The organism is Micromonospora purpureochromogenes, from assembly GCF_900091515.1.
In the GTDB taxonomy this organism is placed as follows: Bacteria; Actinomycetota; Actinomycetes; order Mycobacteriales; family Micromonosporaceae; genus Micromonospora; species Micromonospora purpureochromogenes.
Window position 1 is genome coordinate 1,761,037 of the sequence record NZ_LT607410.1, and the last position, 14,088, is coordinate 1,775,124.

General features: G+C 71.1%; 11 protein-coding genes and 1 tRNA gene. 4 read left to right on the forward strand and 8 right to left on the reverse strand.

The window, feature by feature from the left end; translation table 11 throughout:
* Positions 1-28 precede the first annotated feature (28 nt).
* From GA0074696_RS08275 to GA0074696_RS08310, 8 genes are all read right to left on the reverse strand, one after another.
* Entirely contained in the window at positions 29-1,255 is a 1,227-nt protein-coding gene (locus GA0074696_RS08275) for an ROK family protein (RefSeq protein ID WP_172894564.1), read from the reverse strand.
* 114 nt (positions 1,256-1,369) lie between these two features.
* Positions 1,370-2,470 (reverse strand): substrate-binding domain-containing protein, encoded by a 1,101-nt coding sequence (locus GA0074696_RS08280; RefSeq protein ID WP_088960539.1) that lies wholly within the window; start codon positions 2,468-2,470, stop codon positions 1,370-1,372.
* 51 nt (positions 2,471-2,521) lie between these two features.
* Complete coding sequence (mmsB, locus tag GA0074696_RS08285; protein WP_088960540.1) at positions 2,522-3,823, reverse strand: multiple monosaccharide ABC transporter permease; 1,302 nt, start codon at positions 3,821-3,823, stop codon at positions 2,522-2,524.
* On the reverse strand, positions 3,820-5,367 hold the full coding sequence (gene mmsA / locus GA0074696_RS08290; protein WP_088960541.1) for a multiple monosaccharide ABC transporter ATP-binding protein: 1,548 nt from the start codon (positions 5,365-5,367) through the stop codon (positions 3,820-3,822). Before mmsA ends, mmsB begins: the two co-directional genes overlap by 4 nt.
* Before the next feature lie 381 nt (positions 5,368-5,748).
* A tRNA-Arg gene (locus GA0074696_RS08295) sits at positions 5,749-5,820 on the reverse strand.
* Between the two features lie 173 nt (positions 5,821-5,993).
* Complete coding sequence (locus GA0074696_RS08300) at positions 5,994-6,689, reverse strand: winged helix-turn-helix domain-containing protein (RefSeq protein ID WP_088960542.1); 696 nt, start codon at positions 6,687-6,689, stop codon at positions 5,994-5,996.
* A 190-nt stretch (positions 6,690-6,879) separates the two neighbouring features.
* On the reverse strand, positions 6,880-7,548 hold the full coding sequence (locus GA0074696_RS08305) for a DUF305 domain-containing protein (RefSeq protein WP_088960543.1): 669 nt from the start codon (positions 7,546-7,548) through the stop codon (positions 6,880-6,882).
* An 8-nt stretch (positions 7,549-7,556) separates the two neighbouring features.
* Complete coding sequence (locus GA0074696_RS08310) at positions 7,557-8,357, reverse strand: DUF3105 domain-containing protein (protein ID WP_088960544.1); 801 nt, start codon at positions 8,355-8,357, stop codon at positions 7,557-7,559.
* Between the two features lie 96 nt (positions 8,358-8,453).
* On the opposite strand from GA0074696_RS08310, the gene argS reads away from it, so the two are divergent.
* The 4 genes from argS (at position 8,454) to thrC (ending at position 13,986) form a co-directional block, all read left to right on the forward strand.
* Positions 8,454-10,118 (forward strand): arginine--tRNA ligase, encoded by a 1,665-nt coding sequence (gene argS, locus GA0074696_RS08315; protein ID WP_088960545.1) that lies wholly within the window; start codon positions 8,454-8,456, stop codon positions 10,116-10,118.
* Positions 10,119-10,124: 6 nt separating this feature from the next.
* Complete coding sequence (lysA, locus tag GA0074696_RS08320) at positions 10,125-11,507, forward strand: diaminopimelate decarboxylase (RefSeq protein WP_088960546.1); 1,383 nt, start codon at positions 10,125-10,127, stop codon at positions 11,505-11,507.
* A gap of 8 nt (positions 11,508-11,515) precedes the next feature.
* A complete protein-coding gene (locus GA0074696_RS08325) occupies positions 11,516-12,829 on the forward strand; it encodes a homoserine dehydrogenase (RefSeq protein WP_172894566.1) in 1,314 nt (437 codons plus the stop codon).
* Between the two features lie 107 nt (positions 12,830-12,936).
* Positions 12,937-13,986 carry a threonine synthase gene (gene thrC, locus GA0074696_RS08330; protein ID WP_088960548.1) on the forward strand — a complete coding sequence of 350 codons (1,050 nt, stop codon included), beginning with the start codon at positions 12,937-12,939 and terminating at the stop codon, positions 13,984-13,986.
* The last annotated feature ends 102 nt before the right edge of the window (positions 13,987-14,088 follow it).

The window sequence follows — 14,088 nt, forward strand, 5'->3', positions numbered from 1 at the left end:
GCCGCGCAGCCTGGCCCCGCCGCCGGCCCTAGCCGGTGGCGCCGGCGTGCAGCGGGTCCGCCAGGAGCGTGTCGAAGGCCAGTTCGGCGGCGCCGATCAGGGCGGCGTCCCGGCCGAGCGCCGCCGCCCGCAGGTGCACGATCTCGCGGCAGGGCGGCAGGACCATCGTGTCCAGGCGGCGGCGGACCGTGCCCGCGCCGGCGAGGTAGAGCTCGCGCAGCGAGCCGCCGAACACCACGGTGTTCGGGTTGACCACGTTGACCAGGTTGGCCACGCCGAAGCCGAGCCAGTCGGCGACCCGCTCCACGGCCGCCACCGCCGCGTGCTCCCCGGCCGCCGCCGCGCGCAGCACCTCGGCGACCGCGTCCGGGTCGCCCGGCTCGCGGCCGGCGTGCCGCAGCAGCGCCGCCTCGCCGATCTCGGTCTCCCAGCAGCCGCGTGAGCCGCACCCGCAGGGCAGGCCGTCCGGGTTGACCACCATGTGGCCGACCTTGCCGCTGCGTCCGCGGTGGCCGAGCACCAGCCGGCCGCCGCTGATGATGCCGGCGCTGATGCCCAGGTCACCGTGCAGGTAGACGACGTCGTTGACCCCCGCCGCCACGCCCCGGACGTGCTCGGCGAGGGCGGCGATGTCGGCGAGGTCGCCGGTGACGAATCGGGGGCCGGCCGCGAACTCCGCGCTGAGCGCGGCGTGCAGCGTCTCGTCGGCGCCGCCGATCCGGATCCGGCCGTCGGCGTCGCGGGTCGTGTCGACCACGGCGACCGCGCCGCCGGCCAGCAGCGCGTCACCGGGGACGGCGCGTTCCATGTCGCGGACGAGGTCGGCCAGCGGGGCGACGGCGTCGGGGGCCGCCATTCCGGACGGACGGTCGGCCTCGCGCAGGTCCAGGATGCGGCCGCCGAGGCCGACCCGGGCGGCGCGCAGCCGGTCCGCCTCGATGCTCAGCGCGTGCGCGTAGACGCGGTCGGAGCGAGGGCTGACCACCAGCGAGGGGCGGCCGGCGCGGCGGGCGGTGGTGGGCGCCTCCTCGGTCACCAGTCCGGCGGCGGCGAGGTCGGCGGCGAGCGCGCCGATGGTGCTCCGGTTGAGCCGGAGCCGACTGGTCAGCTCGGCGCGGGAGGTCGGGCCGTGCACGTGGATGTAGCGCAGCACGGCGCCGAGGTTCTGCCGGCGGATCTCCTCCTGGCTGGCGCCGGGCGCCGAGGCCGGCAGGAGTTCCGGGTTGCGGCCCTGCCGGGGTGGCCCGGACCGCATGGGTGTCGCCAAGGTCAGGCCGCCTCCGGTCGGTTGTGGGTATCTGCCGGGGAGTACAACGAAGGGTCCCGGAAACGGACTTCCGGGACCCGACGTCGTGACTACCCGCTGGTGTTACTTGGTGAGCGGCGCCAGCTTCGGGTCGTTCGCGTACGCCTCGGCCGCGTTCGCCTTGGTCACGGCGACCGGCGGGAGCAGGTACGTGTCGACGACCTTGCTGCCGTTGTTGTACGACTTGGTGTCGTTGATCTCCGGCTGGTCACCGGCCTGGAGGGACTTCACCATCGCGATGGTCTGCTTGACCAGGTTCCGGGTGTCCTTGTTGATCGTCATGTACTGCTCGCCAGCCATGATCGACTTGATCGACTCGACCTCGGAGTCCTGACCGGTCACGACCGGGATCGGCTTGCCGGCACCCTTGATCGAGGTGATGATCGCGCGGGCCAGCGTGTCGTTCGGGGAGAGGACGCCGTCCAGCTGCTTGTTGCCGTAGGCCGAGGTCAGCAGCTGGTCCATGCGGGCCTGCGCACCCTCGGCCTTCCAGCCCTGGATGGCGGTCTGCTTGACCTCGGTCTGCTTCGAGGCGACGACGAGGTTGCCCTTGTCGATCTCCGGCTTGAGCACGCTCATCGCGCCGTTGAAGAAGACACCGGCGTTGTTGTCGTCCGGGGAGCCGGAGAAGAGCTCGACGTTGTACGGGCCGTTCGGCTTCTTGGCCTTCATGCCGTCCAGCAGGGCCTGGCCCTGGAGCTGGCCGACCTTAAAGTTGTCGAACGCGACGTAGTAGTCGAGGTCCGGGGTGTTGGTGATCAGCCGGTCGTACGCGATGACCTTCGCGCCGGCCTGGTGCGCCGCGGCGACCTGGGTCGACAGCTGCGCGGCGTCGGTCGCGCCGATGACGATGACCTTGGCGCCCTTGGTCACCATGGCGGTGATCTGAGCCTGCTGGTCGGCAACGGTGGTCGACGCGCCGGCGTACTGCACGTCGCTCTTGAAGCCGGCCTCCTTGAGGCCGTTGGTGAACAGGTCACCGGCGAGGACCCAGTTCTCCGAGGTCTTCGACGGCAGGGCGACACCGATCAGGGAGTCGGCCGCGAAGCCCTTGGTCGGGGTGTCCGAGCCACCGGACTCACCGTCACGGCCGGAGCCGCAACCGGTCAGGGCCAGCGTCGCGATGGCGCCGATCGCCACCGTCTTGGCAAGAAGATTGCGCATGAGGAGGTAGTGCCCTTCTGCAGAGGTGATACGGGGTGAGGCCGGTGGCCGTCAGCCGGACACCGTCGTCGTGGCGGGCTGACGCTCCGCGTCGGACGAGGACGGGGGAGTGGCGGGTGGTGTGTCTCGGCGGAACGTGCGGGTGATGCTGCCGATGACGGAGAACCGCCCCTGGCTCTTGTTGTAGACGTCGATCGCGACGGCCAGCAGCAGGACCAGGCCCTTGATGATCTGGACGCGGTCGGTGCCCACGCCCATCAGTTGCAGGCCGTTGTTGAGCACGGCCATGACCAGACCACCGACGATGGAGCCGCTGATGGTCCCGATACCGCCGGAGACGGCCGCGCCACCGATGAAGACCGCGGCGATCGCGTCCAGTTCCCAGCCGTTGCCGTCCTGCGGTCCGGAGGCCGCCGAACGGGCCACGAAGATCATGCCGGCCAGGGCGGCCAGGACCGACATGTTCATCATGACGAAGAAGTTGACCCGCTTGAGCTTCACACCGGAGAGCTCCGCGGCCCGGGAGTTGCCGCCGACGGCGTAGATGTGCCGGCCGCCGGAGGTGTTGCGGGTGTAGAAGGAGTACGCCAGCACCAGCGCCACCAGGATGATGCCGGAGACCGGGAAGCTGGTGCCGACGCGACCGCTGGCGAAGCGCAGCGCGGCGAAGGCGATCACACCGACCATGACGGCCATCCGGAGGATCGAGATCCACAGCGGCGCCGGATCGGCGTCCATCTCCCGGCGGGTCTTGCGCGCCTGCAACTCCCGCCACACCACCGCCACCGCGGCGGCCAGGCCCAACAGCAACGTCAGGTTGTTGTAGCCGGTGTTCGGGCCGACCTCGGGCAGGAACCCGGAGCCGATCGTCCGGAACTCCTCCGGCACCGGGATGGTGTTGGCGTTGCCGATGTACTGGTTGCCGCCCCGGAAGAGCAGCATGCCGGCCAGGGTGACGATGAACGCCGGCACCCCGATGTAGGCCACCCAGAAGCCCTGCCAGGCGCCGATCGCCGCGCCGATGGCGAGGCCGAACAGGATGGCGAGCGGCCAGGGCAGGTCCCACTCGGCCATCGACTTGGCCACCAGGATGCCGGCGAAGGCCGCGACCGAGCCGACCGACAGGTCGATGTGCCCGGCGACGATCACCATCAGCATGCCGATGGCCAGGATGAGAATGTACGAGTTCTGCTGGAACAGCGCGATCAGGTTGTCCGATCGCAGCGTCAGCCCGTTGGTCAGCACCTGGAACAGGACGACGATCGCCACCAGGGTGAAGATCATCCCGAACTGGCGGGCGTTGGAGGTGGTGCCTCCGAAGAGGTTCTTCTGCAGGTCCTTGATTCGGCTCATCGTGTCTGCATCTTCTTCGTAGAGGTCATCTGCTTCATGAGGGTCTCCGGGTCCGCATCCTCGCGGGCGATCTCGCCGGTGATGGTTCCTTCGAACACGGTGTAGATGCGGTCGCAGAGCCCGATCAGCTCAGGCAGTTCCGAGGAGATGACGACGACGCCCTTCCCCTGGTCGGCGAGCCGCTGGATGATGCCGTAGATCTCGTACTTGGCGCCCACGTCGATGCCGCGGGTGGGCTCGTCGAGGATCAGCAGGTCCGGGTCGGTGAACATCCACTTCGCCAGGACGACCTTCTGCTGGTTGCCGCCCGACAGCTTGGAGACGCTCTCGTCGACCGACGGGGCCTTGGTCCGCAGCTCCCGGCGGTACGACTCGGCCGCCTTGTACTCGGCGACCTCGTCCAGGACGCCGTGCTTGGAGATCTTGGACAGCTTGGCGGCCACCGTCGACGCCTTGATGTCGTCGAGCAGGTTGAGGCCGATCGCCTTGCGGTCCTCGCTGACGTACGCGAGCCCGTGGTCGATGGCGTCCGCCACCGACTTCAGCACGATCTCCTTGCCGTCCTTGATGATCGTGCCCGACTCGTACACCCCGTAGGAGCGGCCGAAGACGCTCATCGCCAGCTCGGTGCGGCCGGCGCCCATCAGGCCGGCGAAGCCGACGATCTCGCCGCGGCGTACGACGAAGCTCTCGTTCTTGCAGACCTGGCGCTCGGCCGAGATCGGGTGCCGGACGTTCCAGTCGCGGACCTCGAAGAAGACCTCGCCGATCTTGGGCGTGTGGTCCGGGAAGCGCCTGCTCAGCTCGCGGCCGACCATGCCCCGCACGATCCGGTCCTCGTCGACCGCGCCCGCCTGCACGTCCAGGGTCTCCACCGTCCGGCCGTCACGCAGGATGGTGATCTGGTCGGCGATCGCCTCGATCTCGTTGAGCTTGTGCGAGATCATGATCGAGGTGATGCCCCGCGCGCGGAAGCCGCGCAGCAGGTCGAGCAGGTGGCGCGAGTCCGCCTCGTTGAGCGCGGCGGTGGGCTCGTCCAGGATGAGCAGCTTGACGTCCTTGGCGAACGCCTTGGCGATCTCCACCAGCTGCTGCTTGCCGACGCCGATGTCCTTGATCAGGGTGTCCGGGTCCTCCTGGAGACCGACCCGGGCCATCAGGTCCAGCGCCATCCGGTTCGCGGCCTTCCAGTCGATCGCACCGCGCTTGCGCGGCTCGTTGCCGAGGAAGATGTTCTCGGCGATCGACATGTGCGGGATGAGCGCGAGCTCCTGATGGATGATCACGATGCCGGCGGCCTCGCTCGCCCGAATGTCGGAGAAGCGGGTCTCGGCGCCCTGGTAGACGATGTCGCCGTCGTACGTGCCGTACGGGTAGACGCCGCTGAGCACCTTCATCAGCGTCGACTTGCCCGCGCCGTTCTCGCCGCAGATGGCGTGGATCTCACCGGCGCGCACCACCAGGTTCACGTCGGAAAGAGCCTTGACTCCCGGGAACTCCTTGGTGATGGAGCGCATCTCCAGGAGGATGGGCGCGTCGCTCATGACTTGCTGCACCTCGCCAACATCATGGATGCCTCTCGCTGGGTTCGGCCTCACGAGGTTTTGTTGCGTACCACAACTTATTCACGCGCGAAGGCGATCCGCAAGTTTCCGATGCACGGGAGTTGTAACAATCCGGCAATATGGAGTCCGGTCCATGCCCCGACTGGCGGGGCTGTCTGGTTCCTCGGCCGCCGGGTGACGCGGTAGACATCGGCGGCTGTGGCGCCGGTCTCCGCCCGGCCCCGTCCACCCCGCCTCCGGGTCACCCGGGGCCCCGCGACCTTGCGGGTGTGCCCCGATCCGGAAACGAAAAATTCCCCGGCGTACCCGCCGGGGAATCCTCGTTCGTCTTGTCGCGGAGCCCGCTCCTGCGATGTTGTGTGCCCCCGGCAGGATTCGAACCTGCGCCCCCGCCTCCGGAGGGCGGTGCTCTATCCCCTGAGCTACGGGGGCTCAGCGACCCGAGAAGAGTACCAAACCCCGTCCCGAACACCGAATCGCCACCCGGTGCTCCCTCCGTGTCCCTCGAATCCCGCGTTGATCATGAAGTTGTTGTCCCGACACGCCGGGCGGATGACAACAACTTCATGATCAACGCGAAAAGGGTGGGGGTGGGGGGGTGGGGGTTAGGCGGCGGCGAGGGCGCGGCCGCAGCTGGGGAGGGGGTGCAGGACGATGCGGCGGGGGAGGCGTCGGGGCCACTCGTTCTTGGGCCACGAGCCGTCCACGATCAGGTGCACGGTGCGCTCCTCGGCGCCGCTGAGCCGCAGCACGAAGTCGCGGGGGAGCGGCGCGTCCACGCCGGGCGTGGTCACCATGAACCGGACCCGGCCCCGGGACGACACCGCGGAGATCACGTCCGCGGCCGGCATGGTGCCACGCAGGCGTACCCGGCCGATCCAGTAGACCTCCGCGGAATGCTCCTGGGCGGCCCGGGTGATCGCCGGGTACTCGCTGCGTACCCAGCGCTCGACCGCGCCGACGCAGAGCCCGCAGGCCCGCTCCCGCGGCTCCCGCGGACCCAACCCCCAGGCCCGCAGGTACGCCCCGACGGTGCCGGCATCCATCGCCAGGTCGAACTGGCGCTGGATCAGCGTGGTCAGGCTCTGTCGCGTCCACAGCTCCTCGTCCAGCCCCAACTCGTCGGGGTGGACGCCCCGCAGGACGTCGATCAGTTCGAGTTCCTGTTCGCGGCTGAGCGTTCCGGGCTCGCCCTGCCGGTGTCCGCGACGGACGGCTGCCACCGCTCCGTCACCGCCGATGGTGTGGCGCCGGCACCAACTGGTGACCGAACGCCGCGCGTCTCTCAGTGCAACCCCCACGTCCTGCGCAACGAGCCCGAATCGCAACTGGTCACGATATGTGGGGAGAAAAGTCTCCAACGACCGGAATCGGTCGGAGCAACCAAAGGCTGCCAAAAGGTTGTAAAGGGACACTCGGGTGGGTCGGAACGGACGGAGGCCCGCGTCCGCCGGGGCGGTACGCGGGCCTCCGTCAGGCCGGATGCCGGGATCAGCCGCCCAGGCGCTTGAGGGCGTTCTGGAGGTTGACCAGGTCCGTCTGCTGGGTGTTCTTCATGGTCTGCGCGACCTTGAGCACGTCGTCGTCCTCGCCGTGGTCGAGGATCCCCTGGATCATGTGGATCCCACCCAGGTGGTGCTTGATCATCATGCGCAAAAAGAGCACGTCGACGTCGTGTCCCTGCGCCGCGCGCAGCTGCGCCATCTCCTGCGGCGTCGCCATGCCGGGCATCAGCCCGTCCCGGAGGCTGTCCCGGCCGTCCGGCATCCAGGCCATCGCCGGCTCGGAGCCGGTCGGGTCCAGCCCCCACGACCGCAGCCAGGTCTGCATGGTGCCGATCTCGCCCTGCTGGCCGGTGGCGATGTCGCCGCCGATCTGGCGTACCTCCGGGTCGCTGCCCTTCTGGAAGGCGATCAGCCCCATCTCCACCGCCTGGGCGTGGTGGCTGGTCATGTCCCGCGCGAAGCCCGCCTCGGCCGAGCTGTCACCCGGTCGGGTGAGGCTCGGCGTCAGCAGGCCGCCGGCGTACCCGAGGAGGAGCCCGACCACGACGGCGGCGGTCAGCGCGAGGATGCCGTAGCGGCGCGCGGACCGCCGGCCACCGTCGGCGGTGACCGGGGCCTCGTCGGGTGCGCTGTCCGTCGTCACGGGAGCGGTCATCGCCGTCCTTACTGCTGGGTGGGCTGCGGGTCGCGCGGGGTGGTGCCGGTGGCCGTGATGCCCTGGCCGCAGTTGGCGTTCGGGCCCTCGACCGAGGCGTTCACCCGCAGCGTCTTGATGAAGTCGTCGATCCGGCCGTCGTCGGCGTTGTCGACCTTGAGCTGGTAGCCCCAGGCCTGCAGCGAGATCGGCTTGTCCAGCCCGTCGAACGGGCTGAGCATCAGCTTCTCCTTGCCCTGGACCTTGCTCTTCAGCGTCGCCACCTGGTCGGCCGGCAGGTCGGGGCGGTACGTGATCCAGACCGCGCCGTGCTCCATGCTGTGCACCGCGTGCTCGCTGGCGATCGGGGCGTCGTAGACGTCACCCATGCAGTTCTGCCAGGCCGCGTTGTGCGGACCGGCGACCGGCGGGTTCACGTCGTACTTGATCGGGCCCTGCTGGTGCTGGCCGCCCTGGACGAGCTTGGCGTCCTTCTTGCGGAAGTCGACGATGCCGTCGATGTCGGCGGCCCGCTTCTCCCACGGCTTGGAGCCCTGGAAGGCCGCATACGCGCCGTACCCGATGATCGCCGCGGCGAGCACGCCGACGGCCACGAAGAGGGCGATCGGGCCCCAGGACCGGCCCTGGCTCACCTTGACCGGCGCGATCGGCTTGCGGGGGCCCTTGCCACCCGAGGTCGCGCGGGGGGTGCCCGCCGACTTGCCGGCCCCGGGCTTGGCGCCGGACGCGGGCCGGCCAGCCGCCGGCTTCTTGCCGGTGCTGACCACGGTCGGACGGCGCTCCGGGCCGCCCGGGGTGCTGATGCTCATGGTGCCTCGCAGGTCGGTCGGTCAGGGGATTGGCGGGCCGGGTGACGTGCAGGGTCGCCGCCGAGTGCCCGAGTCTACCCCCGTTAGCATGGTTCGGTGACTCCCGCAGAACTCGCCGAGGTCGTCCTCTCCGCAGCCCACGCCGTCTTCACCGAGCGGGGCTTGGACTCCGCCGCGCTCCCGGAGCGGACGGCGGTGGAGCGACCGCGCAATCCGGAGCACGGCGACTACGCCTCGACGCTGGCGCTGCAGCTCAGCAAGAAGGTGGGGGTCCCGCCGCGGGAGCTGGCCGCCGCGCTGGCCGACCAGCTCGGCCGCGCCCCGGGGGTCAAGTCCGTGGAGATCGCCGGCCCGGGCTTCCTCAACATCCGGCTCGACGCCGCCGCCGCGGGCCAGCTCGCCCGGTCGATCGTCGAGGCCGGCGCGGAGTACGGCCGCAGCGACGCCCTCGCCGGCCAGAAGATCAACCTCGAGTTCGTCTCGGCCAACCCCACCGGCCCGGTGCACATCGGCGGCGTCCGCTGGGCGGCCGTCGGCGACGCGCTGAGCCGGCTGCTCCGCGCCACCGGCGCCGACGTGGGCACCGAGTACTACTTCAACGACGCCGGCTCCCAGATCGACCGGTTCGCCCGGTCGCTGCTCGCCGCCGCGAAGGGCGAGCCGGCCCCCGAGGACGGGTACGGCGGCGCGTACATCGCCGAGATCGCCGAGCAGGTCCGGGCCGTCCGGCCGGACGTGCTGGAGCTGGACGACGCCGCCGCCCAGGAGGTCTTCCGGGTCGAGGGCGTCGCGCTGATGTTCGCCGAGATCAAGTCCTCGCTGCGTGCCTTCGGGGTGGAGTTCGACACCTACTTCAACGAGAAGGACCTGCACGACCGGGGCGAGCTGGACCTCGCCCTGGAAAGGCTGCGCGAGCAGGGCCACCTCTTCGAGGCCGAAGGCGCCACCTGGCTGCGCACCACCGACTTCGGCGACGACAAGGACCGGGTGCTGCGCAAGTCCAACGGCGAGTGGACGTACTTCGCCGCCGACTGCGCCTACTACCTGGACAAGCGCGAGCGCGGCTTCGAGCGGGTCGTGATCATGCTGGGCGCCGACCACCACGGCTACCTCGGCCGGATGAAGGCGATGGCGGCCTGCTTCGGTGACGACCCGGACCGCAACCTGGAGATCCTCATCGGTCAGCTGGTCAGCCTGGTCCGCGAGGGCGCCCCGGTGCGGATGAGCAAGCGGGCCGGCACCGTGGTCACCCTGGAGGACCTGGTCGACGCGATCGGCGTGGACGCCTCCCGGTACGCGCTGGCCCGCTACTCCAGCGACTCCCCGATCGACATCGACGTCGAGCTGTGGACCCGGGCCACCCGCGACAACCCGGTGTACTACGTGCAGTACGTCGCCGCCCGGACGGCCAGCGTCGGGCGCAACGCCGCCGAGGTCGGCCTGACCCGCGGCGACGCCGCCGGCTTCCGGGCCGAGCTGCTCGGGCACGAGAAGGAGAACGAGCTGCTCAAGGCGCTCGCCGAGTTCCCCGCCGTGGTGGCCACCGCCGCCGAGCTGCGGGGGCCGCACCGGGTGGCCCGCTACCTGGAGGAACTGGCCGGGGCGTACCACCGGTTCTACGACAACTGCCGGATCCTGCCGCGCGGCGACGAGGAGGTCACCGACCTGCACCGGGCCCGGCTCTGGCTCAACGACGCGACCCGGGTGGTCATCGCCAACGGCCTGCACCTGCTCGGCGTCACCGCTCCGGAGAGGATGTGAGGATTCGTGCGCGCGCATGAGGCCGGTGCCCTGCACGGCGACATCGGCAGCCAGCCGGCGTGGCTGCGTACCCCGACCGACGTCAACGCCCTGGTGCCGCAGCTGTGGCCGCGCAACGTGACGCGCACCGACGACGGCGCGCTCGCCGTCGCCGGCCTGGGCGTCCGGGACATCGCGGCCGAGTACGGCACCCCGCTGTACGTCCTCGACGAGGACGATCTGCGCTCGCGCTGCCGCGACTTCCGTGCCGCCTTCCCGGACGTGGACGTCTACTACGCGGGTAAGGCGTTCCTCTGCCGCGCCGTGGTCCGCATGATCGCCGAGGAGGGTCTGCACCTCGACGTCTGCACCGGCGGCGAGCTGGCCACCGCGCTGTCGGCGGGGATGCCGCCGGAGCGGATGGGCTTCCACGGCAACAACAAGTCGGTGGCCGAGCTGACCCGGGCGCTGGACGCCGGGGTGGGCCGGATCATCCTCGACTCGTTCACCGAGATCGACCGGCTCACCGCGCTCGCCCGCGAGCGCGAGGTACGCCCCGGCGTGCTGATCCGGGTCACCGTCGGCGTCGAGGCGCACACCCACGAGTTCATCGCCACCGCGCACGAGGACCAGAAGTTCGGCTTCTCGCTCGCCGGCGGGGCGGCCGCGGCGGCCGCCTTCAAGGTGCTCGACGAGGGCGTGCTCGACCTGCGCGGCCTGCACTCGCACATCGGGTCGCAGATCTTCGACGCCAGCGGCTTCGAGGTCTCGGCCCGCCGGGTGCTCGCCCTGCAGGCGCAGATCCGCGACGCCCGCGGGGTGGAGCTGCCCGAGCTGGACCTCGGCGGCGGCTTCGGCATCGCGTACACCACCCAGGACGACCCGGCCTCGCCGCAGGAACTGGCCAAGCGGCTGCGCAAGATCGTCGACGGCGAGTGCGCGGCCGAGCGGCTGGCCGTGCCGCACCTGTCGATCGAGCCCGGCCGGGCGATCGTCGGCCCGGCCGTCTTCACCCTGTACGAGGTCGGCACGGTCAAGGACGTCGACGGGATCCGCACCTACGTCAGCGTCGACGGCGGGATGAGCGACAACATCCGCACCGCGCTCTACGACGCCTCGTACTCGGCCACCATGGCGAACCGGGCGTCGGTGGCCGAGCCGATGCTCGCCCGCGTGGTGGGAAAGCATTGTGAGTCCGGGGACATCGTGGTGAAGGATGAATTCCTGCCCGCCGACGTGCAGCCCGGAGATCTTGTCGCGGTGCCCGGCACGGGCGCGTACTGCCGCAGCATGGCCAGCAACTACAACCACGTGCCCCGCCCCCCGGTGGTCGCGGTGCGCGACGGCCGGGCCCGGCTGATCGTCCGACGGGAAACCGAAGAGGACCTGCTCGCTTTGGATGTGGGATGACGTCACCTGTGCGTTTGGCGCTGCTCGGCTGCGGGACGGTTGGCAGCGAGGTGGTCCGGTTGCTGCACGAGCAGTCGGCCGACCTCGCCGCCCGGATCGGCGCCCCGCTGGAGATCGCCGGCATCGCCGTACGCCGGGTCGGGCGCGACCGCGGTGACCTGCCGGTCGACCCGGCGCTGTTCACCACCGACCCGCTCGGGCTGATCAAGCGCGACGACGTGGACGTGGTGGTCGAGGTGGTCGGCGGCATCGAGCCGGCGCGCGGCTGGCTGGTCGAGGCGCTGCGGGCCGGCAAGAGCGTGGTCACCGCCAACAAGGCGCTGCTCGCCGAGGACGGCGCGGCCCTGCACGACGCGGCCGCCGAGGGCGGCGCCGACCTCTACTACGAGGCCTCGGTGGCCGGGGCGATCCCGCTGCTGCGCCCGCTGCGCGACTCGCTGCACGGGGACCGGATCAACCGGGTCACCGGCATCGTCAACGGCACCACCAACTTCATCCTCTCCGCGATGGACGCCACCGGCGCCGGCTTCGCCGAGGCGCTGGAGGAGGCCACCGAGCTCGGGTACGCCGAGGCGGACCCGACCGCCGACGTGGAGGGCTTCGACGCCGCCGCCAAGGCCGCCATCCTCGCCTCGCTGGCGTTCCACACCCGGGTCACCGCCGCCGACGTGCACCGCGAGGGGATCACCGAGGTGACCGCCGCGGACGTGGCCAGCGCCCGGGCGATGGGCTGCACGATCAAGCTGCTCTGCATCGCGGCCCGGGGCGCCGACGCCGCGGGCCGGGAGACGGTCAGCGTGCGGGTGCACCCGGCGATGATCCCGCTGACCCACCCGCTGGCCAGCGTCGGCGACGCGTTCAACGCGGTCTTCGTCGAGGCCGAGGCGGCCGGGCAGCTGATGTTCTACGGCCGGGGCGCCGGTGGCGCGCCGACCGCCAGCGCCGTCCTCGGCGACGTGGTGGCGGTGGCCCGCAACCGGCTCGCCGGGGCGCGGGCGGCCAGCGAGTCCGCGTACGCCGACCTGGCGGTGCGGCCGATGGGGGAGGCGCTGACCCGCTACCACATCAGCCTCGACGTGGCCGACCGGCCGGGTGTGCTGGAGGCGGTGGCGGGGGTTTTCGCCCGGCACGAGGTCTCCATCGCCACCGTGCGGCAGGGCCCGGCGGGCGGCGGGCCGGCCGGTCGGGGCTCCGACGCCGAGCTGGTCATCGTCACCCACGTCGCGCCGGACGCGGCGCTCGCCGCGACCGTACGCGAGCTGCGCGGGCTGGACATCGTCGGATCGGTGACCAGCGTGCTGCGGGTGGAGGGCGGGCAGTAGGGCGTCCCGTCTGGTGGGTGGCGGCGGGTGTGCCGGTCGCCGCCCCGGTCGGCTGGTCCAGGCTTGAGACACCCCCGAACGGGACGGGGCGAGGCGAGGAGAGGGACATGTGGCGCGGTCTGATCGAGACGTACCGGGACCGGCTGCCGGTCACCGACGCCACCCCCGTCGTCACCCTGCACGAGGGGAACACCCCGCTGCTGCCCGCGCCGGTGCTCTCCGCCCGGCTCGGCTGTGACGTGCACCTGAAGGTCGAGGGGGCCAACCCGACCGGCTCGTTCAAGGACCGCGGCATGACCGTCGCGGTGTCCAAGGCGGTCGAGGCGGGCGACAAGGCGATCATCTGCGCCTCCACCGGCAACACCAGCGCCTCCGCCGCGGCGTACGCGGCCCGCGCCGGGATCACCTGCGCGGTGCTGGTGCCGCAGGGCAAGATCGCGCTGGGCAAGCTCGCCCAGGCGCTGGTGCACGGCGCGAAGCTGCTCCAGGTCCAGGGCAACTTCGACGACTGCCTGGCGATGGCCGCGAAGCTCGCCCAGGACTTCCCGGTGGCGCTGGTCAACTCGGTCAACCCGGACCGGCTGCACGGCCAGAAGACCGCCGCCTTCGAGATCGTCGAGGCGCTCGGCGACGCTCCCGACATCCACTGCCTGCCGGTCGGCAACGCCGGCAACATCTCCGCGTACTGGATGGGCTACGGCGAGGACCTGGCCGCCGGCAACGCCACCCGCACCCCGAAGATGTACGGCTTCCAGGCCGCCGGCGCCGCGCCGATCGTGACCGGCCAGGTGGTGCACGAGCCGTCCACGATCGCCACCGCCATCCGGATCGGCAACCCGGCGAGCTGGACGAAGGCGGTCGACGCCCGGGATGCCTCGCGGGGCCTGATCGCGGCGGTCACCGACCGGGAGATCCTGTCGGCGTACCGGCTGCTCGCCCGGGAGGTGGGCGTCTTCGTCGAGCTGGGCAGCGCGGCCAGCGTGGCCGGCCTGCTCCAGCAGGCCGCCGCGGGCCGGGTCCCCCCCGGTTCCACGGTCGTCTGCACGGTCACCGGCCACGGCCTCAAGGACCCGGAGTGGGCCATCTCCACCGCCCCCGCCCCCCTCACCATCGCCAACGACCCCCTGGCCGCCGCCCGCTCCCTAGACCTCGCCTAACCCCCCAGCCCCCCGCCCGGGTTCCCCGGACCGCCCGGGCCGCCCGGGCCCCCGGCCGGGCCGCGTGTCGATCATGAAGTTGTCGCCCTGGTGAGCGCTTTC

Excerpts from the sequence above, each read along its gene's own strand:
- mmsA (WP_088960541.1), bottom strand. The coding sequence starts at position 5,367 with ATGAGCGACGCGCCCATCCTCCTGGAGATGCGCTCCATCACCAAGGAG.
- thrC (WP_088960548.1), top strand. The coding sequence starts at position 12,937 with ATGTGGCGCGGTCTGATCGAGACGTACCGGGACCGGCTGCCGGTCACC.
- GA0074696_RS08310 (WP_088960544.1), bottom strand. The coding sequence starts at position 8,357 with ATGAGCATCAGCACCCCGGGCGGCCCGGAGCGCCGTCCGACCGTGGTC.
- GA0074696_RS08275 (WP_172894564.1), bottom strand. The coding sequence starts at position 1,255 with ATGCGGTCCGGGCCACCCCGGCAGGGCCGCAACCCGGAACTCCTGCCG.
- GA0074696_RS08280 (WP_088960539.1), bottom strand. The coding sequence starts at position 2,470 with ATGCGCAATCTTCTTGCCAAGACGGTGGCGATCGGCGCCATCGCGACG.
- mmsB (WP_088960540.1), bottom strand. The coding sequence starts at position 3,823 with ATGAGCCGAATCAAGGACCTGCAGAAGAACCTCTTCGGAGGCACCACC.
- GA0074696_RS08305 (WP_088960543.1), bottom strand. The coding sequence starts at position 7,548 with ATGACCGCTCCCGTGACGACGGACAGCGCACCCGACGAGGCCCCGGTC.